This window comes from Salinivibrio sp. AR647 (assembly GCF_001995415.1).
In the GTDB taxonomy this organism is placed as follows: domain Bacteria; phylum Pseudomonadota; class Gammaproteobacteria; order Enterobacterales; family Vibrionaceae; genus Salinivibrio; species Salinivibrio costicola.
In genome coordinates, this window is sequence record NZ_MUFE01000001.1 from 521040 (window position 1) to 545283 (window position 24244).

The 24244-nt window shown below is 50.3% G+C and carries 19 protein-coding genes and 4 tRNA genes; 5 read left to right on the forward strand and 18 right to left on the reverse strand.

The features are described from left to right. Window positions 1-3: 3 nt before the first annotated feature. The 13 genes from rnr to BZG76_RS02415 form a co-directional block, all read right to left on the reverse strand. Window positions 4-2499, reverse strand: a complete 2496-nt coding sequence (gene rnr / locus BZG76_RS02350; RefSeq protein WP_077460012.1) for a ribonuclease R — start codon at window positions 2497-2499, stop codon at window positions 4-6. A 218-nt stretch (window positions 2500-2717) separates the two neighbouring features. Further along, window positions 2718-3353 carry a flagellar protein MotX gene (motX, locus tag BZG76_RS02355; protein ID WP_021023486.1) on the reverse strand — a complete coding sequence of 212 codons (636 nt, stop codon included), beginning with the start codon at window positions 3351-3353 and terminating at the stop codon, window positions 2718-2720. Window positions 3354-3557: 204 nt separating this feature from the next. Next, on the reverse strand, window positions 3558-4856 hold the full coding sequence (locus tag BZG76_RS02365) for an adenylosuccinate synthase (protein WP_025744518.1): 1299 nt from the start codon (window positions 4854-4856) through the stop codon (window positions 3558-3560). A 125-nt stretch (window positions 4857-4981) separates the two neighbouring features. After that, a complete protein-coding gene (locus BZG76_RS02370; protein ID WP_021023483.1) occupies window positions 4982-5167 on the reverse strand; it encodes a DUF2065 domain-containing protein in 186 nt (61 codons plus the stop codon). A 98-nt stretch (window positions 5168-5265) separates the two neighbouring features. Beyond that, window positions 5266-6156, reverse strand: coding sequence for a protease modulator HflC (hflC, locus tag BZG76_RS02375; RefSeq protein WP_021023482.1), 891 nt, complete (start codon window positions 6154-6156; stop codon window positions 5266-5268). Window positions 6157-6158: 2 nt separating this feature from the next. Further along, window positions 6159-7319, reverse strand: coding sequence for an FtsH protease activity modulator HflK (gene hflK, locus BZG76_RS02380; RefSeq protein ID WP_077460014.1), 1161 nt, complete (start codon window positions 7317-7319; stop codon window positions 6159-6161). Between the two features lie 49 nt (window positions 7320-7368). Beyond that, window positions 7369-8661: a ribosome rescue GTPase HflX gene (hflX, locus tag BZG76_RS02385; protein WP_077460015.1), complete on the reverse strand. Its 1293-nt coding sequence runs from the start codon at window positions 8659-8661 to the stop codon at window positions 7369-7371. Window positions 8662-8688: 27 nt separating this feature from the next. Further along, complete coding sequence (gene hfq, locus BZG76_RS02390) at window positions 8689-8967, reverse strand: RNA chaperone Hfq (RefSeq protein ID WP_021023479.1); 279 nt, start codon at window positions 8965-8967, stop codon at window positions 8689-8691. 76 nt (window positions 8968-9043) lie between these two features. Then, window positions 9044-9985, reverse strand: a complete 942-nt coding sequence (gene miaA, locus BZG76_RS02395; RefSeq protein ID WP_077460016.1) for a tRNA (adenosine(37)-N6)-dimethylallyltransferase MiaA — start codon at window positions 9983-9985, stop codon at window positions 9044-9046. After that, window positions 9978-11909 (reverse strand): DNA mismatch repair endonuclease MutL, encoded by a 1932-nt coding sequence (gene mutL, locus BZG76_RS02400; RefSeq protein ID WP_077460017.1) that lies wholly within the window; start codon window positions 11907-11909, stop codon window positions 9978-9980. Before mutL ends, miaA begins: the two co-directional genes overlap by 8 nt. Window position 11910: 1 nt before the next feature. Further along, entirely contained in the window at window positions 11911-13596 is a 1686-nt protein-coding gene (locus BZG76_RS02405; RefSeq protein ID WP_077460018.1) for an N-acetylmuramoyl-L-alanine amidase, read from the reverse strand. Between the two features lies 1 nt (window position 13597). Beyond that, the gene (tsaE, locus tag BZG76_RS02410; protein WP_021023475.1) at window positions 13598-14068 is read right to left on the reverse strand and encodes a tRNA (adenosine(37)-N6)-threonylcarbamoyltransferase complex ATPase subunit type 1 TsaE; all 471 of its coding nucleotides are present in this window, start codon (window positions 14066-14068) and stop codon (window positions 13598-13600) included. A 68-nt stretch (window positions 14069-14136) separates the two neighbouring features. Next, window positions 14137-15609: a bifunctional ADP-dependent NAD(P)H-hydrate dehydratase/NAD(P)H-hydrate epimerase gene (locus BZG76_RS02415; RefSeq protein WP_028569672.1), complete on the reverse strand. Its 1473-nt coding sequence runs from the start codon at window positions 15607-15609 to the stop codon at window positions 14137-14139. Between the two features lie 80 nt (window positions 15610-15689). Between BZG76_RS02415 and queG the strand changes: the two genes are divergently transcribed. Further along, complete coding sequence (gene queG / locus BZG76_RS02420; RefSeq protein ID WP_158009978.1) at window positions 15690-16817, forward strand: tRNA epoxyqueuosine(34) reductase QueG; 1128 nt, start codon at window positions 15690-15692, stop codon at window positions 16815-16817. Between the two features lie 470 nt (window positions 16818-17287). Here queG and BZG76_RS02425 read toward each other — a convergent pair. The 5 genes from BZG76_RS02425 to orn all read right to left on the reverse strand — a co-directional run bounded on the left by BZG76_RS02425 (window position 17288) and on the right by orn (window position 18355). Next, window positions 17288-17363: transfer RNA gene (locus BZG76_RS02425), tRNA-Gly, on the reverse strand. Between the two features lie 18 nt (window positions 17364-17381). Continuing rightward, window positions 17382-17457, reverse strand: a tRNA-Gly gene (locus tag BZG76_RS02430). 30 nt (window positions 17458-17487) lie between these two features. Next, window positions 17488-17563 (reverse strand) — tRNA-Gly (locus BZG76_RS02435). 38 nt (window positions 17564-17601) lie between these two features. Then, window positions 17602-17677 (reverse strand) — tRNA-Gly (locus tag BZG76_RS02440). A 132-nt stretch (window positions 17678-17809) separates the two neighbouring features. Beyond that, entirely contained in the window at window positions 17810-18355 is a 546-nt protein-coding gene (orn, locus tag BZG76_RS02445) for an oligoribonuclease (RefSeq protein ID WP_077460020.1), read from the reverse strand. Window positions 18356-18434: 79 nt separating this feature from the next. On the opposite strand from orn, the gene rsgA reads away from it, so the two are divergent. From rsgA to BZG76_RS02465, 4 genes are all read left to right on the forward strand, one after another. After that, the gene (gene rsgA, locus BZG76_RS02450; protein ID WP_077460021.1) at window positions 18435-19487 is read left to right on the forward strand and encodes a small ribosomal subunit biogenesis GTPase RsgA; all 1053 of its coding nucleotides are present in this window, start codon (window positions 18435-18437) and stop codon (window positions 19485-19487) included. A 97-nt stretch (window positions 19488-19584) separates the two neighbouring features. Continuing rightward, on the forward strand, window positions 19585-20448 hold the full coding sequence (gene asd / locus BZG76_RS02455) for an archaetidylserine decarboxylase (RefSeq protein ID WP_077460022.1): 864 nt from the start codon (window positions 19585-19587) through the stop codon (window positions 20446-20448). Between the two features lie 182 nt (window positions 20449-20630). After that, window positions 20631-22037 carry an SLC13 family permease gene (locus BZG76_RS02460; RefSeq protein ID WP_077460023.1) on the forward strand — a complete coding sequence of 469 codons (1407 nt, stop codon included), beginning with the start codon at window positions 20631-20633 and terminating at the stop codon, window positions 22035-22037. Window positions 22038-22264: 227 nt separating this feature from the next. Continuing rightward, the gene (locus tag BZG76_RS02465; RefSeq protein ID WP_021023469.1) at window positions 22265-24151 is read left to right on the forward strand and encodes a methyl-accepting chemotaxis protein; all 1887 of its coding nucleotides are present in this window, start codon (window positions 22265-22267) and stop codon (window positions 24149-24151) included. The last annotated feature ends 93 nt before the right edge of the window (window positions 24152-24244 follow it).

Genomic DNA, 24244 nt, shown 5'->3' on the forward strand with positions numbered 1-24244 from the left:
GATTTACTTCTTTTTGTTACCCGCTTCGGCTTTTTGTTTTTTCGCCTTTTTCTTGCGTGCTTTTTGCGCAGGCGACTTTACTTTACTCTTTTTGCTTGGCTTATCCGCCGGCGCCTTATCGCCTTCAACACTTGGCACTGCGCCACGTTTAAGCTGTTGGCGTACCGAGGTTCGCTCACGGCGCGCTTGCGGATCTTTATTCGACTCCGCACGACCTTTTTTGCGCTTATCGCGTTCGGTTTTACCCGGGCGACGGGCTTTGCGCTCAGAGCCTACCAGTTCAAAGTCAATTTGTCGCTCATCAAGATTCACTGACAGCACTTTAACCGTTACCTGATCGCCAAGTCGGAACACGCGGCCAGAGCCTTCGCCCACCAGACGCTGACCTACCATATCAAAACGGTAATAGTCGTTATCTAGGTTGGAGATATGAACCAAACCATCGATATGCAGCTCATTGAGGCGAACAAAGAAGCCAAAACCGGTGACATTGGCAATCACACCTTCCAGTTCATCGCCAACGTGATCTTGCATATATTCGCATTTAAGCCAATCCGACACATCACGGGTGGCATCATCGGCGCGACGCTCGGTTTTCGAACACTGCTCGCCTAAAACATCCATATCGTCAAATGAGTAGTGGTAGCCCCCTGTAGGGGTCCAGCGATCCTGGTTTTTACCCGCTTGTTTGGCAATCAAGTATTTGAGTGCACGGTGCAACAGCAAATCCGGATAGCGACGAATAGGCGAGGTAAAGTGGGCGTATTGTTTTAGTGCCAAACCAAAGTGACCTTGGTTATCCGCTTGATACACCGCTTGCTTCATCGAGCGGAGCAACATGGTCTGAATAAGCTCACTGTCCGCGCGACCATGGACCACGTGCATCAGTGCCGCGTAATCTTTCGGCGTCGGCTCTAGGCCCCCACTCAGGCTTAAGCCTAACTCGCCTAAGAAATCTTTAAAGCCACTAAGACGTTCTTCACCCGGTGCTTCGTGAACACGATATAATGCTGGCTCTTTGTGCTTCTCGACAAAACGCGCAGAGGCGACGTTGGCAAGGATCATACATTCTTCGATGATCTTGTGCGCATCGTTGCGCTCCACCGGCACAATACGGTCGATTTTGCGCTGTGCGTTGAAAATAAATTGGGTTTCCACCGTCTCAAACTCAATGGCGCCGCGTTGTTGGCGAGCCCCACTGAGCACCTTGTACATATCGTGCAAGGTTTCTAGATGTGGAACCAAGGTGTGATAACGCTCTCGCAAGGTCTCATCACCCTCTAAGATGTTAGACACCTTGGTGTAGGTTAAACGCGCATGTGAGTTCATCACCGCTTCATAGTGCTTGTAGCCGGATAGTGCGCCTGACTCAGAAATTGTCATTTCACAGACCATACATAGACGATCAACCTGTGGATTGAGCGAGCATAGGCCGTTGGAAAGCACTTCTGGTAACATGGGCACCACTTGATTGGGGAAGTACACCGAGTTACCGCGGTTTTGCGCTTCTTTATCCAGCGCAGAATCAGGTCGCACATAGTAACTAACATCGGCAATTGCCACCCACAAACGCCAGCCACCAGAACGTTTACGTTCACAGTAGACCGCATCATCAAAGTCACGGGCATCTTCACCGTCGATGGTCACCAGCGGCAGATCGCGTAGATCAACGCGGCCTTCTTTCGCTTTTTCCGGCACTTCCTCGTTCAAACTTTTAACTTGCTTGAGCACGGCATCCGGCCATTGATGAGGAATATCATGGGTGCGCATCGCGATTTCAATTTCCATGCCCGGCGCCATGTTTTCGCCCAGCACGTCAACAATCTTACCCATTGGGTTGGTTTGGCGAGTAGGACGTTGCATGATCTCAACCACCACTACATTGCCCATACGCGCGCCCTGAGTGTGATCTTTATCAATCACGATATCTTGGCCCAGGCGACTATCGTCTGGCACGACAAAGCCCATACCGTCTTCGACAAAATAACGCCCAACGATTTGGCCTTGACGTGCTTCCAACACTCGCACGACACGGGCTTCTTGGCGACCGCGCTTATCGGTGCCAACACCTTGCGCCAAAATGACATCGCCATGCATCACGCTACGCATTTGATGATACGGTAACGTCCAATCGTCATGATTGCCTTTCCCTTCAGGGCGCAAGAAGCCAAAACCATCACGGTGACCAATGACGGTCCCTTTAATCAGATCCAGACGCTCGGGCAAGGCATAGCACTTACGCCGAGTAAACACGAGTTGACCATCTCGCTCCATCGCACGCAGGCGTCGACGTAAACCTTCATACTGATCATCGCCGTCTAAACCGAGATGGGTAAACAGATTGTCGCGGCTCACTGGCGCCTTAAAGCTGCGGATCACTTCCAGCAAGTGCTCTCGGCTGGGAACCGGATTTTCATATTTTTCAGCTTCACGGGCCTGGTGTGGATCCGCAGCGATGTTGTTTGGCGTATTATTTGTCGAACCTGTGTCTTGCGACATAGACCTTTTCCTATTGGCGTATGTTGATTTCATTATATCTGTTAACTGTCGCGATTGCGCCGCGATGATCGCAGTTTGACGTTTTGTTTCAGCGCTTTGCTTGTAGGCAACGAGAGGAACATGGCGAACTGGCCATATCAAATCAGATTGGGAACAGATGAGTAAAGGGAGTATAGCGGATTTTGACGATAAAATCGCCTACAGTCAGAGGCTAGCGGTTACCAGTAACTGGTGCGTCTTTTAGCGCGAGCGATAATATTCTGAGGCATTCGCGCTTCAAGCGCTGAACGTAACTCGGCAATACGATCACGCGTGCCAGAGTCTGCGGTAATGGTCTGATATAACCAGCGATAAGCATCCTCATAATCAAGCGGTGAACCGACGTCATCCACGAGCAACTCGGCCAGTTGAATTCGCGCGCGGGTATCCCCCAATGAGGCGGCTTCGCGCAGGTAAGGAATCGCGCGTCGTTGATCTTGCTGCACCAAGGTCCCATTCGCATAGTATCGCCCTAGCTGCTCCAATGCCGCAGGTAACCCTTGCTGCGCAGCCTGTTTCATGTAATACACACCGAGCTCGGCATCTTGATCAACGCATACGCCCCACGCCAACATATCGCCGTACAAGAACTCATAGGCGGGAGATCCCACACGTGTTGCCCGTACTTCGATGTCTTGTACGAGTTGGCATTCATCTTGTTCCACACGCTCAAGGTGTGAGTTGGTCTCGAATAAGGCGATCAGTTCACTTTCTTCATACAAGGGCACCGCTGGCCCCACATCCGCTCTAGCGGTTGCTGTTGCCAACGTCGTTACCGTTAGTAAAAGTGAAAAACTCAGCGTTCGAAACTTCATGCCTACTCGCTATTCAACCAAGAAACCCAACAGCAACGCGCGCGCTAACCGTGTGCTTTTTTGTATCGGCACCCTGCTTAGTGACTTTAGCAAAGGCGGCAAGTTTTTTCCGCTTTCCAGGCGATCTGGGTTCCAACCTCATCCAATAGCGATAAAAAAAGCCAGCGTTAAACGCTGGCTTCATGGTTTGTCTTCGCGCAAGCATTAGCTCTCGAAAGGATGAACCTTAATGATGGTTTCATTACGGTCTGGGCCAGTTGAAATCAGATCAATCGGCACGCCAGTCAAGGTTTCAATGCGCTTGATGTAATCAAGTGCAGCTTGTGGTAACTCGTCGAGTGACTTCACCCCAAAGGTGTTTTCGCTCCAACCCGGCATAGTCTCATAAACAGGCTCGATGTTTGCGTACGCATCCGCAGCCAGTGGTGATACCTCTACCATGGTGCCGTCAGCCATCTTGTAACCGGTACAAATTTTGATTTCTTCCAAGCCGTCCATCACGTCCAGTTTGGTCAAACAAAAACCCGAGACCGAGTTAATCTGCACGGCACGGCGCATAGCCACCGCGTCAAACCAACCACAACGACGCTTACGACCCGTGGTTGCACCAAACTCCGCACCCTTAGTGCCTAGATGCATACCAATGTCGTCATCAAGTTCTGTTGGGAACGGACCTGCTCCTACTCGCGTGCAATAGGCTTTGGCGATACCTAGCACATAACCAAGATGACGAGGACCAAAACCAGAGCCTGCAGCCACACCGCCAGCGGTAGTGTTTGAGGAGGTCACATACGGATAAGTGCCGTGATCAATATCTAGCAAGGTGCCTTGTGCGCCTTCGAACATGATTTTGTCATCACGTTTACGCGCATCATCGAGCTCTTGGGTGACATCAATCACCATACCAGTGAGGATGTCTGCTTGCTCCATGACCTTGGCTAAGGTGTCTTCATAGCTTACAGGTTCGACTTTATAGAAGTGCTCTAGCTGGAAGTTATGGAGTTCCATCACTTCTTTCAGCTTTTCAGCGAAGGCTTCTTTATCGAATAGGTCACCCACACGCAAACCACGGCGCGCCGCTTTGTCTTCGTACGCTGGGCCAATACCACGGCCTGTGGTGCCAATGGCTTTCTTGCCACGCGCTTTTTCACGCGCTGCATCCAACGCAATGTGATAAGGCAGGATCAAAGGACACGCTTCTGATAGGAATAGGCGCTCACGCACGGGCACGCCGCGTGCTTCCAGCTCACCCATTTCTTTCAGTAAAGCGTCTGGCGACAGCACCACACCATTACCGATAATGCATTTAACGTTGTTGCGGAGGATACCAGAAGGAATCAAGTGTAGGACGGTCTTTTCACCGTCAATGACAAGAGTATGACCTGCGTTGTGACCGCCTTGATAGCGAACCACGTATTTTGCATCTTCAGTCAAAAGATCAACGATCTTTCCCTTACCTTCGTCACCCCATTGGGTGCCGAGAACGACTACGTTATTACCCATCTTCTTCGATATGCAGCTAGTTAAAAAAGGATTCTAGCACCTTAAAAACTCGGTTGCAGTTATTTTTTAACCGTATTGTCGTTTTCTTTCCATGGGTTTGTCACGTCAAGCTGACAGCCGCGTTGTTAACCTAAGATGGAATAGGCGAATACGGCGCCAATCACCACTAAACATCCTCCGATACGTCGCAACTGATTATCCGGCTGCTGACTCAGCTCGGTCACCATTTGTCGCCATTGCTTGGGGAATAACATAGGCCCCAGCCCCTCAACAATTAATACCAGCGCGAGCGCCCCCCAGAATGTCATCATGATTCCTTCTCCTTTATTGAACTCTACTGTGCGCAACCATTACCCGATAAAAAAAAGACAAGGCACGATGCCTTGTCTTTTCTGTCGGTGATAACGATTTATTGGTCGATCACATCTGGCTGCTTCATGTATTTGAAGAAGTCACTTTTCGGATCAACAATCAGCATATCGCCCTTGCTGTCAAAGCTCTCGCGATAGGCCTGTAGCGAACGTACAAAACTATAGAACTCAGGCTCTTTCTTGAACGCACGGGCAAAAAGCTGCGCCACTTCAGCGTCTGCTTCACCGCGTGTGATTCGCGCCTGACGCTCTGCTTGAGAAAGAATCGTGGCTACCTCAAGTTCTGCTTGTGCGCGAATAATTTCAGCCTGCTCACGACCTTGAGCACGATGACGACGCGCCACTGCTTCACGCTCTGCACGCATACGGGCATAGATGGATTCACTGATCTCGCTTGGAAGATTGATACGCTTGATACGCAAATCAATCAGCTCAATCCCTAAATCACGTATCCCCTCACCCGCGGCACGCTCCAACACACCTTCCATGACTTGGTCGCGCTTTTCAGACACTATCTCTTTGATGGTCTTGTTACCAATTTCGGCACGCAGACCGTCAGAAATACGACGTTGCAGCAGCGACTCAGCGGTGATCTTATTACCGCCCCCTGTGGCAAGGTAGTATTGACCGAAGTCTTTAATTCGCCACTTCAGATAAGAGTCGATAATGACATCTTTTTTCTCTGCAGTAACAAAGCGATCGGCACGGTCATCCATGGTTTGAATGCGCGCGTCGAGGGTCTTCACTCGGTCAAACAACGGCAACTTAAAGTGCAAACCTGGCTGATAGATTTTCGCGATCTCGTTATCCACTTTCAGGACACGTCCAAAGCGAATCACAATACTGCGTTCACCTTCACTCACCACGAAGATCGACATCAAAAATATCACGACCGCTAAGACTATAACCGGGATCATCATCTTACGCATGCTTAGTATCTCCCTTCACGTGATGAACCAGAACGCGGCGCCGACTCAGGCTGTTTTGGCTGAGAGCTTTGCTCCAGCTCAATGCCATACTGGCTGCTCGACGTTTCTTTACGCTGGTTAGGCCCAACGGCTGCCCCTCCCATCAACTTATCCAGCGGGAGATACAAGAGGTTGCTGTTTCCGCTTTGCGAATCCACCATCACCTTACTTGTACTGCTGTACACCTGTTCCATGGTTTGGATATACAGGCGATTACGTGTCACGCGTGGCGCATCAATATACTCAGGCAACAATTTTTCGAATTGAGAGACTTCACCTTCTGCTTCATTGACCGTACGAGCTTTGTAACCCAATGCGGCTTTTTTCAGCGTTTCGGCTCGACCCGTTGCCTTTGGCAAGACGTCATTACGATACGCTTCTGCTTCACGGATAAAGCGCGCTTCATCCTCACGTGCTGCAATGGCGTCATCAAAGGCATCTTTTACCTGCTCTGGTGGTCGTGCGTACTGGAAGTTTACGTCGACAATAATCAAGCCCATGTTGTATTTATCAATGATCTGATTCAACTCAACTTGGGTGCGCTCTCTTACTTCTTGACGACCTCGAGTGATAATATCATCCATCACAGAATCACCCACGACCGCACGAAGCGCTGAATCCGTCGCTTGACGCAAGCTGTCATCAGCATTGGTGACACTGTAGAGATACTGCTGGGCATCCATCACGCGGTATTGGACATCCATTTCGACGTTGACCACGTTTTCATCTTTGGTCAGCATCAAACCTGAACTGTTTAGCGAGCGGATTGATTCCATATCAACCGTTCTCACGGTATCAACAAACGTCGGTTTCCAGTTAAGGCCAGGTTGCACGACACGATCATACTGACCGAACCGAAGCACCACACCACGCTGCGCTTCGCCAATGGTATAGAAACCGGAAATACCCCATACGATAATACCGATGAGTGCGAGGACACCTAGCCCCGCCATTCCGCCACCGAAAGAAGGTCCTTTGCCTTTCCGGCCACCAAAGCCACCCAGTTTGCGGCTTAGTTTATTAAACAATTCATCAAGATCGGGTGGTCCTTGATTACGGCCACCACGATTCCCCCAGGGGTCTTTGTCGGGACCGCCATTGTTTCCTGGCTCATTCCACGCCATTCGCGCACTCCATCAAATTGATCTGACGATAATTTTTTACTCTAGCAGCCTATTCACTGACGATAAAGTCGCCAAGCTGGTTGCCTTCTCTTTTTTCTAACCGATGCCAGTCTGTTTGCGGCAGCCTAACATCGACTAATAGATGCCCATCGTCTTGGTATTCTTCACTGACAATGCATCGCATCTGGTGAAATTTACTTTGCATCCGACCCGCTAGATTTGGCGGTAGTCGTAATCGATGCCGCACCATGGTACCGGCCAAACGCTCGGTCAGCGCGTCAAAGATGAGCGCAATACCTTGCCCCGACAAGGCTGATACCCATACGGCTTTCGGCACGCCCTCGTCGTCTCGTTCAATACGAGGCTCAGCCTGATCCAGACTATCTATTTTATTCATGATAAGTAGACGTGGCACATCATCGGCTTCAATCTCTTCGAGCACGCTGTCAACAGCCTCAATGTTGCCACTCAATCGCTCATCACTGGCGTCAACCACATGCAACAATAAGCTCGCTTCTTGCGTTTCTTGCAATGTCGCTTTAAACGCCGCCACCAAATCATGTGGCAAATGGCGAATGAAACCGACGGTATCGGCTAAAATCGCGGTGCCGACATCTTCGACTTCAATCCGACGTAAGGTCGGATCCAAAGTAGCAAACAGTTGATCGGCTGCATAAACGCCAGCTTCGGTAATCCGATTAAACAGCGTCGACTTACCCGCATTGGTATACCCCACCAGCGATACCGTTGGTACCTCGGCACGCGCTCGCGCACGTCGTCCTTGCTCGCGCTGCTTGGCCACTTTGTCTAACCGACGCAAAATCGCTTTTACCCGATCACGCAATAATCGACGATCCGTTTCTAACTGGGTTTCCCCTGGGCCACGTAAACCGATCCCCCCTTTCTGACGTTCAAGGTGGGTCCAGCCACGCACGAGTCGGGTAGAAAGATGCCGTAACTGCGCTAATTCAACCTGCAATTTACCCTCATGCGTACGTGCACGCTGCGCGAAAATATCGAGAATGAGGCCTGTTCGGTCCAATACTCGACATTTAAATCGCTGCTCCAGATTACGCTCTTGGGCGGCAGACAAGGTATGATTGAAGATCACCACATCGGCCCCGACATGCTGCACGGTCTCTGCAATTTCTTGGGCTTTTCCCTCGCCGACAAAATATTTCGGGTGAGGAGACTGACGGCTGCCGACAACAACTTGCAAGGCGTCGACACCCGAGGACGAAACCAGCATTTGAAACTCACTGAGATCATCCCACTCGCCATCATGGGTAAAATTAATATGAACGAGTACAGCCTGTTCACCGGCCTCGTAACGGTCAAACAAGCGAAAGACTCCTTAGCAATTGAATACTCACTCCTCAGGTTTTTCTTGCTGACGATCGCCCTGTGGACGCTCTCCAGCCCCTTGGTTATTATTGTGATGGCTCACGGCACGTGCCGGCACCACAGTAGAAATGGCATGCTTGTACACCATTTGATTCACGGTGTTTTTCAGCAAGATCACAAACTGATCAAACGATTCGATTTGCCCTTGTAACTTAATGCCATTCACAAGGTAAATGGAAACAGGAATACGCTCACGACGTAACGCATTTAGGAATGGGTCTTGTAATGATTGCCCCTTAGCCATTAGTTCTTTTCCTTATTTGTTTGTAATTGTAGTCAATGTCGCGGTTAAGCAGCGTCCTTGTCAGTGACAGTATACATCAAGTTTCCGTCCCTGCCGTCAACGCTTTTGTCACCGTTTGTAAAGACAGTGACGGCGCGTCACTGTCAAGCCACGTCACATTTTCCCAGCCTCGCAGCCAAGTTATCTGACGTTTGGCTAACTGGCGCGTCGCGCAAATCCCACGGTAAACGGCTTCATCATGGGTGCTACGTCCGGCCAAATAATCCCACATTTGGCGATACCCAACACAGCGGATCGAGGGCAGATCGGGATGCAGATCCTCTCGCTCAAACAGTGTACGTACCTCCTTTTCAAAGCCCGCTTCAACCATTTTGTCAAATCTGAGCTCAATGCGGCGATGCAACTCACCTCGTTCCTGAGGCGCTATTGCAAATTGGTGTACCTGATACGGCAAAGGTTCACCTTTTTTTTCCGTCAATGCGGTCAGGGTTTGTCCACTGATACGGTACACCTCAAGTGCCCGCATAATCCGCTGCGGATCGTTGCGATGGATCCGCGCACCAGAAACAGGATCAATATCACATAACTGTGCATGAAGCGCTTCCCAGCCATGCTGCTGCGCTTCTTTTTCTAATGCGTCACGCACACTAGGATCCGCACTGGGTAATGGCGATAACCCTTCTAATAACGCTTTAAAATACAACATGGTGCCCCCAACCAACAGAGGGATCTTGCCATTCGACACGATCTTCTTCATTTCTGTGAGGGCGTCTTCACGAAAGTCGGCTGCGGAATAAGCCTGAGCGGGATCTCGAATGTCGATGAGGCGATGCGGCGCCTGTGCTAATTCGTCAGCGGTTGGCTTGGCGGTACCAATATCCATCCCTCGATAAATTAAGGCCGAATCAACACTAATAATTTCAACCGGCATGGTATTGCGTAATGCAATGGCCAGATCCGTTTTTCCCGAGGCGGTTGGCCCCATCAAAAAAATGGCCTTAGGCAGCGGATTAGTCATGTTGTAATGCTTCTATTGCTGAGGTTAGGTCGAGGCGCGTAAACAAGCGTTGTCGCCCTTTTTCCAACGCCTCACCCTGCCAATACTGTTCAATTTCCGATACGGTCTGTACCGCTTGCGCAAGGCTGACTGGATCCGATGCAACTGTCAACTGCTTTGCCAGCCAACCCAACAGGTTCGCACAGTGATCCGGATTAGATTGGCTGGGGTCTAAGCCGCCTAAAAAGTTCAGCAGGGCTGGAACAAAGGCTTGCAGATTCTGTTGCCGCAGTGGTTGGCACACAGACATCACCATTAACTGCTGGCCTTTTACCCGAATATGAATACCAAATTGCCCCAGTAACGTTTGATAGTGGCTAATCGCATCACATTCGGATGCAGACGCGGATAAACGTTGTGGAATTAATAAAGGCTGAGTCACTAATCCCTCCGCCAAGGCTGGTTGTAACGCTCCTTGATGACGCCAGCTTTCTAACCGATGATGATCAGCTAACCATAAATCCTCACCCCACGACATCAGCACATAATGCTGGTCAATCACCGCGAGTACTTTTCCCAAACCAGGTTGGCCACTCACTATCTTAGCTGGTGCCATACACGTACTTACGCTAACCGGCGAAGGCGACTGCTCACTCGATGTCGCCTTATCCTTGGCATCGTCAGTGTGAACGGCGGCTCGCGGCGTCATTAACCTTTGATAGGCTTGGGTCGCTTGCTTGGAAGGCGCACTCGAACGGTCAGCGTGCGAAGCTTGCCCTTTTGTTGGCCGTGGCGACTCGGTTGACTGTTTCCCCGGATAAGCGGGAAAGGCATTCACCGCTTGCTGGTAGGAATGGTCGGTTGCCACGGCCGATGCTCGAGGTTGATAAGACACTGTCTCTCTGACCTCGCCGGTCTCTGGATTGACCGTCTCGTCGATGGGTAACGATGATTGTTGCAGCCCGTCATAAATCGCTTGATAAATAAAGTCATGCACCAGCCGTGCTTGATGAAAGCGGACTTCATGCTTCGCCGGATGAACGTTCACGTCTACCTGATGCGGATCCACATCGATATAAAGCACATAAGCGGCATACTGATCGGGCGCCAAGCTTTGCTCATACCCTTGGCGGATAGCATGGTTGATCAATTTATCTTTCATCATGCGCTGATTCACAAAACAATGCTGCATATCGTTTTGCTGCCGCGCGCCGTCAGGGGTACATATCCAACCGCGCAGCGCCATATCGTGATGGGTCAAGTCAATCCGCAGCGCATGATCAACAAATTTTTGCCCGCAGACGGCTTTTAGGCGACGTAGAGGATCTCCCCTTTCAGGGATACGCCGATATTGGCGAACCTGCGTGCCGTTGTGGCGCAGGTTAATGGTAATATCAAATCGGCTCAAAGCGATACGTCGCAGCAACTCATCAATATGGCTGAACTCGGTTTTATCGGTACGCAAGAACTTACGTCGGGCTGGCGTGTTAAAAAATAAATCCACCACTTCCACGGTACAACCCACCGGATGCGCTGCCGGTTTCACGCTAACGACCATATCGCGTCCTTCAGCAAAGGCTGACCACGCTTCTTGCTGTTCCGCGGGGCGAGAGGTAATGGTAAGGCGCGAAACGGCGCTCACACTCGCTAACGCCTCTCCCCGAAAGCCCAAGCTCATGATCGCTTCTAAATCATCCAGGCTGTGGATTTTGGAGGTCGCATGGCGACTTAATGCCAGCTGTAAATCTGTTTTGCTGATCCCAACACCATTATCACGGACACGAATGAGCTTACTGCCGCCTTTTTCAATATCGACGTCAATACGGGTTGCGCCGGCATCAATACTGTTTTCCACCAGCTCTTTAACCACCGATGCTGGCCGCTCGACCACTTCGCCCGCGGCGATTTGGTTGGCGAGTCGAGCGGGTAATATCTCAATCGCCATATCAGCTTCCTGGAATAATTAAGGTTTGTCCGACCGCCAGGGTATCTGAGCCGAGTTCATTGGCACGACGTAAGCTTTCGATCGTCACCCCATAATTACTGGCAATTTTACCGAGGTATTCACCGCGTTTCACTTTGTGCTTGATGGCCGGTGATGTCGCACCAGGGACCTTCAGTTTTTGCCCGACCCAAAGGGTATCGGACTTGAGATTGTTCGCTTGGCGAAGCGTGCTCAGTGAGACTTGATACTGCTCGGCGATTTTACCGAGAAATTCGCCTCGGCTCACGGTATGAGTCAGGGTTTGTGTGGATGCCCGCTCGGCTTTACCGGCTAACTTAGCCACATCGACATTTGGAATTGATAGCACTTGTCCCACCTGCAGCGTGCTTGAGGTTAAGCCGTTCGCCGATTTTATCGCAGCTATTGAGCTTTGATACTGTTTGGCGATAACTGAGAGGGACTGTCCCGGGCTGACTTTGTGTTTTACCCCGTTTTTGCGCGCGGCAAACAAGGTGCCGTCAGGAGGAAAGCGTTCAAAATAATTACGAATACCGTGATAAATGGCATTCGCCAAACCACGTTGATGCCCTCGTTGGAATAACAAACGCTCTTCTTGCGGATTAGAAATAAATCCGGTCTCTACCAACAAAGACGGGATATCCGGCGATTTGAGCACGGCCAAACTCGCATGCTCAGGGCTCGATTTGTGCAGCTTGGTCACTTTACCCAGCTCTTTAAGCACCCGAGTCGCGACGTTGTAGCCTTCTTTTTGCGAGTTACTAAACTGCAAGTCCAACACCGCACGGCTTAAATATTCGTCCTCGTTATTTTGTGCGAGCAAAGAGCCACCACCTAACAAGTTGGATTGCTCTTCATGTTTTTCAATCCAGCGACCAATTTCACTGTTCGCTCGGCGGCGTGAGAGCACCCACACCGAGGCACCACGAGGTTGTGGCTGATGAAAACCGTCGGCATGCACTGAGACGAGTAAATGGGCTTTGTGTTTGCGTGCGATTTCAGAACGCTGATTCAAATCAACAAAATAGTCACCGGTACGGGTCAAGACGGCCCGCATTCCCGGCACCGCATTGATGCGTGCAGCCGCTTGTTTAGCAATGGCAAGATTGACATCTTTTTCCTGCTTGCGACGCGGCCCAATGGCGCCGGGATCGTTACCGCCGTGCCCGGGGTCAATCGCGACGACAATGTCTTCAGTGCCAAAGGGTAAAGCCGCGACCGTCTCACGCCGCTTCTTTTCCGCTACCGAGAGTGTCGGTTTGTTCTTATCCACTTTTTGCGCGTGCGGTAAATCAACCACTAAACGGTGGCCATACTCGCCTCCCGGTGCGAGAGAAAATATCGTCGGCTTAGCACCATTTTTTAACTCAAAAACCAGTCGATACGTGCTGGCATCAGGGGGGCTGCTCTTGCGGATTTTAGTCAGAATATCGCTGCCTTTAACCTGCTTTGGCAAGCCGGTGGCGAGCTGACTTTGTTTCAAGTCGACCACAAGTCGGTCCGGACGTGTTAAAGAAAAATAACTAAAATCCGCCTTTTCAGCGAGATCAACCACCACCCGGGTTTCATTCGGTGCCGGCCACACCCGAATATTTTCGATTTTGTTGGCCCAACTTGTTGCACTCAACAAACTGGCGATCATCAAGATGCAAAGCCGCTGCCACATCATGCTAGTCTTCCCATTCTAGGCGGTCGATAATAGCCAGGCCTGCCGCGCTATTGGCATCAATAATAAGGTTGCGCTGCTCACCGTCGTAACGCAGAGTGATATCCAGATCGGCATGCGGTAACCAGCCTTCTCCCTTTTCTGGCCATTCAATTAAGCACAGCGCTTGTTGATTAAAATAATCTCGGATCCCCATAAACTCCAACTCTTCTGGATCCGCCAAACGGTAGAGATCGAAATGATACACTTGCCAAGGTGTTAGCTCATAAGGTTCAACCAAGGTATAGGTTGGACTTTTGACATTACCGGTATGCCCCATCGCCTGGATAAAACCGCGGCAAAACGTGGTCTTTCCCGCACCAAGATCTCCATGTAGATAGCAGGTTGTACTTTGCGTACAAGCACGCGCCAGTGCCGCGCCAAAAGCCACCGTGCGATCCGCATCGGTCAACTGAGTGATAAAAGTCTGGGTCATACTACTTTGGGATCTCGTCTGTTATTTATGTCATAAACTGCTCTGATTACTGAACCAGGCGCGTTTCTCTAATCCACTAACTGCTGCAAATAGGGAAACAAATCGCTGGCGAGCAATCCTCGTTCACCGGCCTGAGCGGCGTAATCACCCGCTTTACCATGAAGGTAGCAACCCAATGTTGCCGCCGAGAATAAATCAACGCCTTGCGCCAACAAACTACCGATTACCCCCGAGAGAACATCGCCCATCCCCCCAGACGCCATGCCAGGATTGCCCACATTTGCAACAGCATAATCTGTGCCATCATATACGATCGTTCCTGCCCCTTTAAGCAAAACGACACCACCATACCGTGTTTGTATCGCTTTGACGGCGGCAAAACGATCGAGTTCCACCTCTTTTACTTCACAGCCCAATAAGCGAGCGGCCTCGCCTGGGTGAGGCGTGAGAATCCAATCGTCGCGGTGTTGGGGTTGCCGCGCTAATTTATTTAATCCATCCGCATCAACAACCTTAGGCAACCGTGCCGAGAGGGCGATGGTCCAGAGTGCATCCGACCACGCACTCTGGCCAAGTCCAGGGCCGATAACAATATGGGTGGCCCAAGACAAGGCATCACCTAATGATTGGCCCGGCGCCCAGCTTTGCGTCATTAGCTCAGGCTGACGCGTGACGAGCATCAAGGTATGGTCTTTTTGCGTCACAACTTTGACGAGGCCGGCGCCAGTGCGTAACGCAGCTTGGGCACAAAGCGTCACGGCACCGGCCATACCATGGTCGCCGCCTAAACAAAGAACGCGACCAAATTGCCCTTTATGTGCACTGCGCGCTCGGGGCGGGAGGCATTGCGTTTTGATATCGTCACTGATCAGCTGCCCAGCCGGTTCCGCTTGACGTGCAAAGGCTGTTGCTACATTGAGACCAGCAAAAATAAGTTCACCGCGATGCGTGACCGCTTGCCCGGTTAATAAGCCTTGTTTTAATGCAATCAAGGTAACCGTTATATCCGCTGCGATTGCCACACCTTTTACACAGCCACTGTTGGCACATAAGCCAGACGGAATATCAACCGCCACCACTGGCACGTGGCAATGATTAATCACCCTGACCGCTTGGGCAAAATCGCCTTCAACCGCGCGCGATAAACCGGTGCCCAACATGGCATCGACAATGACATCAAACTGCGTGACGGTAGGCTGGGTCTTAATAACGCTTCCACCACAATCTTGCCACTCTTGCCAAGCGGTTGCCGCGTCGCCACTAAGTTTTTCTGGCGCGACCAATGACCATATGGTGACATTTAATCCCGCTGATTTCGCCAACCGAGCAATCACATAACCATCGCCGGCGTTGTTGCCCGCACCACAGACGATCAATAACCGTGCCGCGTTAGGGTAATACTGATTGATACTATCAAAGACGGCTTGGCCAGCTCTTAACATCAGCTGATACATAGGAATATCCAACGCACGCGCGACAGCCTGTTCGCCTTCACGAACTTGCTCTGCACGATAGAAACTCTGTGGTAAACTTGTCGCCATCAACTGCCTCCATTGATTGTACTGCACCACTTAAGGCCTCAGGATCTACCGCTATGTCGCAACCCACGCCCGATGCATCGATTAATTTCGACCAATTAGCCCAACGTATCAAGCAATGGGGACAAGCGCTAGGCTTCCAGCATGTTGGGATCACGGATGTTGATCTCAAGCAACATGAGGCGCAACTGCAACGTTGGCTCGACAATGGCTATCACGGTGAGATGGCGTGGATGGCGCGACATGGCATGATGCGTGCGCGCCCAGAGGAGTTGGTGCCTGGTACGATACGCGTGATTAGTGTACGCATGAATTATTTACCACCAGAAGCGGGATTTGCCACCACATTGGCCAATCCACGTTTAGGTTATGTGAGTCGCTATTCTTTAGGGCGCGACTATCACAAACTCATCCGCAACCGATTGAAAAAGCTGGGGCAGCAAATCGAAGCCGAGGTTGGTCCCTATGGCTATCGTCCTTTTGTCGACTCGGCACCTATTTTAGAACGTCCGTTGGCAGAAAAAGCAGGGTTGGGATGGACAGGTAAACACTCATTGATCCTTAACGAGGAAACGGGATCCTGGTTTTTCCTCGGCGAGCTATTGGTTGATCTCCCTTTACCGACGGATACTCCCGTTGATAATCAGTGTGGCAAGTGCGTTGCTTGTATGACGAGCTGCCCAACCCAAGCGATTGTTGCGGAAGGCGTGGTCGATGCCCGGCGCTGTATTTCCTACCTCACCATTGAATATGATGGTGTGATCCCTATGGAGTTTCGCCACGCGATAGGTAACCGCATTTACGGTTGCGATGACTGCCAGCTCGTTTGTCCATTCAACCGCGAGGCTGAACTCACCTTAGAAGCCGACTTTCACTGTCGCCCTAGCCTTGATCAACAGCCGCTCACCACACTTTTTAATTGGGATGAGGACACTTTTTTATCCTTAACGCAAGGGTCGGCCATTCGTCGTATTGGGATTAAAAAGTGGCGACGCAATCTTGCTATCGCGATGGGTAACGCGCCTTATGATCCAGAGATCGTTGCGAGCTTACGAGCCCGGCATGGAGAGGATGCATTGGTTGATGAACATATAGAGTGGGCGCTCGGTGAGCAAGAAAGCAAACGACAGCGCATTGATGTGGCCGTACTCCCCACCGGCACTCGCCGCCTGGTGCGCATCATTGAAAAAGGGTTACCGCGAGATGCTTAGCACTGTTAAATAGCAGAAAGATGACGCCATTCACATTATGTGGAAAACTATTAAGCAATGTGTGTTTATGGTGCACTTTTTGATAGTTAAACACATAGGCAGGGCATTAAGCGAGCAAGATCACGATAGTGAATAACACTGTGGAAAAGCATTAGTTAACCTGGAAAAAAATACACTATTCCCCTTTATTTTCAGCTAAATAGAGAGAAATGGTGTTTATTTCCGGTGTACAACATCGTCCTCGTGCTTGCTGACAAGATCACCGGCATGGCGGGCTTTACAGAATTCATCAACCAAGTTATCCACAAAACGAGTCTTGTGGATAAAGCTGTGCATTAGTAATTAAAAGCACGCCAATACGCCGCTTCCAGAGGAAGTACGTTAGGTGTGAATTTGATGCTAGAGATGATGCTTCACAGCATTAAAGACGGCGCTATATGTAACGCCACACTTGCGGTTAACCAAGTGATTGGAGCGACACACGGGGTTCGAACCCGTGACCTCAACCTTGGCAAGGTTGCGCTCTACCAGCTGAGCTAGTGTCGCTTATACCGAATTGTTATTTGGAGCGACATACGAGGTTCGAACTCGTGACCTCAACCTTGGCAAGGTTGCGCTCTACCAGCTGAGCTAATGTCGCATTGCCGATGCGTAACATCGAATTTTAAATTGGAGCGACACACGAGGTTCGAACTCGTGACCTCAACCTTGGCAAGGTTGCGCTCTACCAGCTGAGCTAGTGTCGCTTAGATCGACCTGATCACTATCAGATCGATATTTAATTTGGAGCGACATACGAGGTTCGAACTCGTGACCTCAACCTTGGCAAGGTTGCGCTCTACCAGCTGAGCTAATGTCGCTTTCAACAGACGATTCACGTCGTTAGGGCTGCGAATTATACGAAGAAAAAACCGGGTTGCAAGTGCTGATAAGCAAAATTATGATTTTTTCTTTTGATCGCTCAAAAGAGCAACAGATCGACGAAAAGAAAATCAGATCGTCAGGATCCTTTCGCGATAGAACTGCAATTCTGCAATTGATTCCCGAATGTCGTCAAGGGCTAAATGGGTGCCTTTTTTAGAAAACGCATTCAGTATTTCGGGCTGCCAACGGCGCGTAAGCTCTTTCAGCGTACTGACGTCCACCGTGCGATAGTGAAAATAACGCTCCAGCACCGGCATATGACGATAGAGAAAACGACGATCTTGGCCCACACTGTTACCACAAATCGGGGAGGCCCCCGCGGGTACCCATTGAGATAAAAATGCGATCGTTTGCTCAATAGCCGCTTGCTCACTGACTTGGCTTTGTTGCACACGCGCAACCAAACCAGACTGGGTATGCGTTTGCGTACACCAATCGTCCATTTTATCGAGTTCGCTTTGCGGCTGATGGATCGCTAATACCGGTCCTTCTGCCAGGATATTAAGCTGTGCATCGGTCACAATCGTTGCGATCTCAATGATCTTGTGGGTGTCCGGATCGAGCCCGGTCATTTCCAGATCGATCCAGATTAAATTGTTTTCACTGAACGCCATTGAACTTGCCTTTTTTATGGGTAAACCATGTATCATACTGTGCTTGATATGAAAGCCAACTTAACTGATAAGAGTCAACGTGGCAAAAAAGAAAAAGCTTACTAAAGGCCAATTGCGGCGGGTTCGATCGAACCAGCAACGTCGGATCAAACAGCATGATAACGACATCCAATGGGAAGATGCTGCCCTTGAGTCTTCTCGTGAAGGCCGAGTGATCACGCGATTTGGGCAACATGCCGATATTGAAGATCCGCAAACAGGGAAAATACACCGGTGCAATCTCCGTCGTTCCGTCAGTAGTCTGGTAACAGGTGATCGCGTCATTTGGCGCCCAGGCAAAGAAGCACTCGAGGGATTTGCCGGCGTGGTTGAAGCGGTACATGATCGCATGTCGGTTCTGACACGGCCTGATTACTATGACGGCGTTAAACCCGTTGCCGCCAATATCGATCAAGTGGTGATCGTGGCCGCGATCTTACCCGAGCTGTCGCTCAATATTATCGACCGTTACTTAATTGCGTGTGAAGTACTCAATATCGCCCCGCTCATTGTGGTCAATAAAGTCGACCTGCTGGATGATGACGGCCGAGAAATGGTCGAGACGCTGCTCGATATCTATCGAGATATTGGCTATCCCTTGGTGATGGTGAGCGCCGATTCTGGTGAGGGCATGTCGACACTGGTTGAACAATTGGATCAACATGTCAGTGTGTTCGTGGGGCAATCAGGCGTGGGTAAATCAAGCCTGGTCAATACCTTATTACCCGATGTGCATGCGCAAACGCATCAGGTATCAGAAAACTCAGGACTGGGGCAGCACACCACGACCGCGGCACGCTTGTATCATTTCGCCCAAGGGGGCGATCTCATTGACTCGCCTGGCGTGCGCGAGTTCGGTTTATGGCACCTTGAGCCGGAACAAATCGCCCATGGGTTTGTCGAATTTCGTGAGTATTTAGGTGGGTGCAAATTCCGCGACTGCAAACATGGCGACGACCCAGGTTGCCTGCTTCGTCAGGCGGTCGAAGATGGCCATATTAGTGTCGAACGCTTTGACAGCTACCACCGCATTATTGAAAGCATGAAAGAAGCAAAAGATAACCGACAGTTCTCACGAAATAAGCAACTGTGAGCCGCTGTCACTACACGTATTGATTCGCTACACTGCGTGCCAATCCATAGCACGCATTGAGCGTAATTAACATTCAATAACTTGTCAGGACGAAACTGTGCGAGACGATTTAAAAGTCGGGCTGCAATACCTTGCGCCGAAACACGCTCTTACCCGAGTCATGGGCAAATTGGCTAGCTTAAAAGGCGGCTGGTTCACAACCTCGGTGATTAAGTGGTTTATTAAGCAGTATCACGTCGACATGGGCGAAGCAAAGGTCAGTGATCCTGGCTACTATCGCACCTTTAATGATTTTTTTGTCCGTGAGCTAAAACCTGCGTTACGTCCCATCGAAGGCGATAATGATACCTTGGTTTTTCCTGCCGATGCCTGCGTCAGTCAAGCGGGACGCATCGAGCAGGGGCAATTAATCCAAGCCAAAGGCCACTACTTTTCATTAACCGAATTAATCGGCGGCGATGCAGCACTCGCCAGCCAATTTGATGAGGGAGCGTTCGCCACCTTATATCTCTCACCGCGTGATTATCACCGCGTCCATATGCCATGCGACGGGGTACTGCGCGAGATGATCTATATTCCTGGCGATCTCTTTTCAGTCAATCCGGTAACAGCAGAAAACGTTCCCAACCTGTTCGCACGCAATGAGCGTGTTGTCTGTCTCTTTGAAACAGATTTCGGCCCCATGGCGCAAATTTTAGTAGGTGCGACCATTGTCGGTAGCATTGAAACCACGTGGGCGGGCACGGTAACACCGCCAACTGGCGGCAGCATTCGTCGTTGGCAATACCCGACCGAGGGCGAGCAAGCAATTCACTTTGTCCAAGGTGATGAGATGGGCCGATTCAAACTGGGCTCAACCGTGATTAACCTCTTTCCAAACGGTGCCCTGCACTTCGACGACCAAGTTACCCCTGGCACGCCTACGCAAATGGGGCAGCCCTACGCGCATCGGCAGGCGTAATCGAAAAAATTGTGAGATAAGGGGCGTTTATGCCCCTTTTTTGTGTCGAAATTCGGAGATTTTTCCCGTTAATCAACAGGCAAGGTCCGTATTATTGGAGGTGTTCTGTTAGCAATAAAGCGCTTGCCTATCCAACCGTAAGGCATGACGCGGTCGCCCACCAATGACGAAGGAGCGTATTTGTGGTTAATGCTCGTTTTATCAAGCTACTTGTCGCACTCGGCCTCCCCTTATTATTACTGCTTATGCCCACCGATTGGTTGCCTATTGCCGATCTTACGATTATTCAGCACCGCTTATTAGCCATCTTTTTAATGGCCGCGTTATTGTGGGTGCTTGAGCCTGTTCCCGTTTTTTCTACGTCCTTGCTCATCATCACCCTGCAACTGATCATGATTTCAGACAAAGGCTTGCACTGGTTTCGTGGCATAACGCCTCATCATCCGCGTGGCGAGTTAATTCCTTACACCGATATATTAAGTGCCTTTTCATCGCCTATTATCATCCTGTTTATGGGTGGGTTTTCGTTGGCTATCGCGGCGTCTAAATATCAGCTCGACATTAACCTTGCCCGCGTGTTACTCAAACCTTTCGGCCAACACCCCAAGTTCATTATGCTGGGGCTGATGTTGATCACGGCGGTATTTTCAATGTTTATGTCCAATACCGCGACAACTGTCATGATGTTGGCCCTATTAGCGCCCATTATCAGTGTGCTACCCAAAGGCGATCCGTTAATTAAAGCGATGGTGCTTTGCATTCCGGTCGCCGCGAATACCGGAGGAATCGCTACCCCTATCGGCACACCGCCAAACGCGATCGCGCTACAGTATTTAACCGGCGAATATCAAGTCTCCTTTTTAGACTGGATGAAGATGGGGCTCCCCTTCGTGATCGTCCAACTCAGTTTTGCTTGGTGGCTGTTACAACGCCTCTTTCGCAGTCAACACACTCGAGTGGAGCTTGCGTTAGAAGGCCGTTTTTTACAAAGCTGGCAAGCCTATACCGTCTATATTACCTTTGCGCTGACCATTGTTCTGTGGCTCACCACAGGCGCTCATGGCATGAATACGTATGTCGTCGCGGTGATCCCTCTGGCTATTTTTACCCTGACAGGGATCATTGGTAAGCCAGAGCTTAAGCAAATTAACTGGGATGTGCTTTGGCTGGTCGCCGGCGGGATTGCAATGGGGATCGCACTGGATCAAACCGGTCTCGCCGCAGCCCTCGCCCATGCAGTGGATTACAGCTTGCTCACTGCCATGACCGTTTTAATTACCTTATCGGTGATTTGCTGGCTGATGGCTAATTTTATGTCCAATACAGCGACCGCAAACTTATTAATGCCGATTGCGGCGGCGATTGCCTCTTCCATGCCAGCGTTAGCAAGCATTGGCGGCATGCAAGGCTTGCTCATTGTTGTCGCTTTTTCCGCCTCTCTCGGCATGATTTTACCGGTATCGACCCCTCCCAACTCGCTCGCTTACTCCACGGGGTTTATCAGTAGTCAAGATCTGGTCAAAGTCGGCCTTATTCTCGGGGTAAGTGGTTTGATGCTGGTTTATGGCGGGGTTATCTTATTAACCTGACAGGCGTTTCATCGATGAGACAAAAAACCGATAAGTCGTTTCCATTTTACATAAGCGTCTATTTTTTATTGGTTAAAAATGGGATAACACGAGTGATGCAGGCGTTAGCGAGCTTGAGAGGAAAACTTTTTTTTAATTCTATCCCCTCCCAGGCTCAAGCTTTCTACAATTAAGTAGATACTCAATAAGAAAGTATCGTCATAGTGTGGTAGTACGAGGGATCTTTAATGAAATTTACCATCAAGACCAAAATATTACTTGCGGTTGCTTTGGTCGTCGCCTTAGTCAGTGCAGTACAGGCATGGTTTTCAGTCAATCAACTTGAAGCAGAAACCGAACAAAGCGTCACCGCTCAAATGAGAGATGTGGGGCTATCAACGAGCAACTTTATCGAAGAATGGCTCGACATCCGCAGCAAAATGCTCGTCGCGAATGTGCCTTTGATTGCTAGCCAACCGAATGTTGATCGCGAATTATTACTGACCAAGCGTCAGGGTGATTTTCTTACCGTCTATGCCGGCTTTGCTGATGGAACCATCGCCTATGGTGATAAAACCGAAAGTTGGCCAACCGACTATGACCCTCGTTCACGTCCTTGGTATAAGCAAGCCAATGCGGCAAACGATTTAATTATTACGCCTCCTTATGTCGATGCCAATGGCGCTGGCATGGTCATCAGCTTTGCTAAAGCATTTAATCAACAGTTCGAAGGGGTTATTGCTGCTGACTTATCTGTCGACGCCATTGTCAAAGAGGTGCTTAACGTACGCCTACCCAATGAAGGCTTCGCGTTTTTGGTTGATAGCAACAATAAGGTGGTCGCCTATCGCGATACCGCGCTGAGTGGAAAAGCTTTAACGCAGGTCGACGATGAGCTCACACCAGCCTTCATCCAAAATGCACGAAACAGCCAAGCACTGGGCACCGTGACGTTCGATGGCGATGGCCGCGAAAAACTCATTGCGGTGACAAAAGTGGAAGGCGCTAACTGGAGTCTAGGGGTGGTTCAAGACAAACAACTGGCATTTGCCTCCGTTTCCGAGCAAATAGTCTCCACGTTGGTCACGTCGGTGATTTTGTTTGTCGTTATCGCTTTTATTGCCGGCTTCCTCATTCACCGTATGCTGGCCCCGCTGACTCAGCTGACGCACGCAGTAAGCTCCTTATCGCAAGGTAGTGGCGATCTTACTCAGCGTCTTGATATTGTGCGCCACGATGAAATCGGTGAGTTAGCTGGACACGTCAATGCGTTTTTAGCGCAATTGCAAGCCATGATTGGTCGAAGCGTCACCCAAAGTGTGGGATTGTCTGAACGCGCGGACCAATGTCGAAATCTTGCGCATCAGTCGACCGGTTTAGTCGGACAACAGCAAGGTGATGTCGATCAAATCGCGACCGCCATTCACCAAATGTCAACCACTGCCAATGAAGTGGCCAGCAATGCCGAACAAACCGCTCGTTCAGCCCAAGAAGCAGAAAGTTCATGCCGGGATGGCTTAGAGGTCGTGGAAAGTAACCGTGACGCGATCACACAGTTGGCAGAACAGGTCGAACAAGCCACCAATGTGATTCGAGAGCTAGACACAAACTCGCAAAGCATTAATCAAATCATTTCCACCATCCAAGGGATTGCCGAGCAAACGAATCTACTGGCGCTTAACGCCGCGATCGAGGCTGCGCGTGCTGGTGAGCAAGGCCGAGGGTTTGCAGTGGTCGCTGACGAGGTACGTGTACTGAGTCAACGCACGCACGACTCCACCGAAGAAATCCGCAATATGATAGAAACGCTGCAGAACACGACACAACGTGCGGTGGATGGCATGACCCAAAGTAACGAAATGGCAACCTCCAGTGTCGATCGCGCCGCCTCAGCCAGTGATAAACTCAATCAAATCACACGCGCGATTGGCGATATCTCTGAAATGGCGGCACAAATTGCCAGCGCGGCTGAAGAGCAACGTGCCGTCACTGAAGATATCAATCGCAATACCCAAGCGGTGCGCGATTTATCACTGGAGCTTCATCAAAAATCGAACGAAACAGGGGAACAAGGCGAGCAAATGGCGCAAGACGCGCAGGCGATGCACAGTGACTTGTCTAAATTTAAAGTCTAACGCGTCAACGATATGAACACGGCGATGCAACCAGGCTGCCTATACCAGTAGGCAGCCTCTCTATTGGCAGAAAGATCACAAATTCTGCGTTCA

Bases quoted from the DNA above. Each gene is read 5' to 3' on its own strand.
- rnr (WP_077460012.1), bottom strand. From the start codon at position 2,499: ATGTCGCAAGACACAGGTTCGACAAATAATACGCCAAACAACATCGCT.
- motX (WP_021023486.1), bottom strand. From the start codon at position 3,353: ATGAAGTTTCGAACGCTGAGTTTTTCACTTTTACTAACGGTAACGACG.
- BZG76_RS02365 (WP_025744518.1), bottom strand. From the start codon at position 4,856: ATGGGTAATAACGTAGTCGTTCTCGGCACCCAATGGGGTGACGAAGGT.
- BZG76_RS02370 (WP_021023483.1), bottom strand. From the start codon at position 5,167: ATGATGACATTCTGGGGGGCGCTCGCGCTGGTATTAATTGTTGAGGGG.
- hflC (WP_021023482.1), bottom strand. From the start codon at position 6,156: ATGCGTAAGATGATGATCCCGGTTATAGTCTTAGCGGTCGTGATATTT.
- hflK (WP_077460014.1), bottom strand. From the start codon at position 7,319: ATGGCGTGGAATGAGCCAGGAAACAATGGCGGTCCCGACAAAGACCCC.
- hfq (WP_021023479.1), bottom strand. From the start codon at position 8,967: ATGGCTAAGGGGCAATCATTACAAGACCCATTCCTAAATGCGTTACGT.
- miaA (WP_077460016.1), bottom strand. From the start codon at position 9,985: ATGACTAATCCGCTGCCTAAGGCCATTTTTTTGATGGGGCCAACCGCC.
- mutL (WP_077460017.1), bottom strand. From the start codon at position 11,909: ATGGCGATTGAGATATTACCCGCTCGACTCGCCAACCAAATCGCCGCG.
- BZG76_RS02405 (WP_077460018.1), bottom strand. From the start codon at position 13,596: ATGATGTGGCAGCGGCTTTGCATCTTGATGATCGCCAGTTTGTTGAGT.
- tsaE (WP_021023475.1), bottom strand. From the start codon at position 14,068: ATGACCCAGACTTTTATCACTCAGTTGACCGATGCGGATCGCACGGTG.
- BZG76_RS02415 (WP_028569672.1), bottom strand. From the start codon at position 15,609: ATGGCGACAAGTTTACCACAGAGTTTCTATCGTGCAGAGCAAGTTCGT.
- orn (WP_077460020.1), bottom strand. From the start codon at position 18,355: ATGGCGTTCAGTGAAAACAATTTAATCTGGATCGATCTGGAAATGACC.
- BZG76_RS02465 (WP_021023469.1), top strand. From the start codon at position 22,265: ATGAAATTTACCATCAAGACCAAAATATTACTTGCGGTTGCTTTGGTC.